Raw genomic sequence first — 1813 nt, 5'->3', positions numbered from 1 at the left:
ATTCTCCTGTTCCTGTTATGTCTTTTCTTTGTTTATCGAGTTCTTCGCTGTATCTTCGCAATGTGTGTGCTTCGCTCAGTTGTCCGATGACGCGGCGCTCGATGCGGTCGCTGACCACGGCCAGCGATTCCGCGTGGCTGGCCTCGAACAGGCCGGCGGCCTGGCGGGCGTTCATGCCCGGCAGAAGGATATCCGCCTGATGGTGGAAAAAATCCGACAGGTCCTGGCGCGGCTCGGCGGCGGCTAGATCGGCATGGACCTCGCCGACCTGGACCATCGCGCAATAGCCACCATTCCCGTCGGTGATGATGACCCGCTGCGTCGATCCCAGCGGAAAGGCCGCGCGGAACTCTGCGATGCTCATATCCGCAAGGGCGGTGCGCACATCGCGGCGCATCAGCCGCCCGACCGTCAGGTTGCGGATCCAGCCCACATCATGGGCGCTGCGGATCGATTGCCCCCGCAGGTGGAACCGCCATGTCGTGAAGGAATAGCCGAAGGTCTGGCGCACCGCCATCGACGAGGTGATCGCCGCCGCCAGGGCCAGCGCGGTGATCGGAAATTCGCCCGTCAGTTCCAGCGCAAGAAACGTCATTGCCAGCGGGCCGCCGATCACCGCCACCCCGAATGCGCTCATGCCGATCACTGCCATTGCCGTGGCCGACAGCATGCCCGGCGCCAGCCATTCCAGCGGCACCGCCGCCGCCTTGCCGATCAGCGCCCCCAGCAGCAGGCTGGCAAAGAACAGCCCGCCCCGAAACCCCGAGCCGATGGTGATGGCCGATCCCAGCGCCTTGAGCGCGAACAGGATCAGCAGCGCCGTCCAGGGAATGTCGTTTTCCAGATTGATATGCATCGCCCCATGGCCCGCCGACAGGATCTGGGGCGTGACAAAGGCCAGCCCGCCAACCAGCACCCCGCCCAGTGCCGGGCGCAGCCATGACGGGATGCCGCTGGCCGAGGCCAGCCGCTCGGTTCGCACAACGGTCATCATCACCAGGATCCCCAACAAGGCACAGCCGATCCCCAGCCCCAGCGCCGGCAGGAAATCACCGGGGGAAATCGCGCCGACCTGGCCGATCTCGATGGTGAATGCCTTGCCCGTCAGGGCTTGCGACACCAGCGTGGCGGCAATCGCGGCCGCGATGACAGGGGCCAGCGACACGGTGCTGTAGGTGCCGATGATCAGCTCAAAGGCATAAAAGGCGCCGGTCAGCGGCGCGCCAAAGGCCGCCGCGATCGCCCCCGCCGACCCACAGCCGATCAACACGCGCATATCCTCGCGCCGCAGCTTCATCTTGAGGCCCAGCTTCGAGGCCAGCCCCGAAGACAGCTGGGTATAGGCCGCCTCCAGCCCCGCCGACAGGCCGAAACCGTTCGAGGCCAGGTTCTGCAGCGTCACCCAGATGCTGTCGGTCAGCGACATCCGCCCGCCATAAAGCGCATTCGCCTCGATCGGGTCGACAATGCCGCCGCGCCGGCGGCGCAGGTTCAGGATCAGCGTGGTCAACAGGCCACCCGCAACCGGCACCGCGATCAGCAACCAGTTCCGTCGCAAATCGGACCCGCTCAGCCCCGTCGCGAAGGCCACGCCGTAAAGCTGATGGTGCAGCAGATGCGACAGGAAACTGATCAGGCTGACAACACCCCCCGCAAGCGCCCCGACCGCAACCGCCAGAACCAGAAACCCGACCTCGCCACCCCGCGCGAACAAACGTCGACGAAGCCAACCCAGTCGCGCAGAAAAACTGAGACCATGCCGCTTCCGAGACATCAGAACAAACCTTCCAAATCTAAAAAACAGAAAACCAGG

Annotated in this window: 1 protein-coding gene; it reads right to left on the bottom strand. The window is 64.8% G+C overall.

The genetic code is table 11. From position 1 onward, the window contains the following. Nucleotides 1-1774, bottom strand: a 1774-nt coding sequence (locus PAF17_RS19990; protein WP_271890812.1) for a chloride channel protein, incomplete at its 3' end; no start/stop codon positions are given. Nucleotides 1775-1813 lie beyond the last annotated feature (39 nt).

This window comes from Paracoccus onchidii, from assembly GCF_028294535.1.
GTDB classification, from domain to species: domain Bacteria; phylum Pseudomonadota; class Alphaproteobacteria; order Rhodobacterales; family Rhodobacteraceae; genus Paracoccus; species Paracoccus onchidii.
This window is presented reverse-complemented; position numbering and strand designations above follow the sequence as displayed.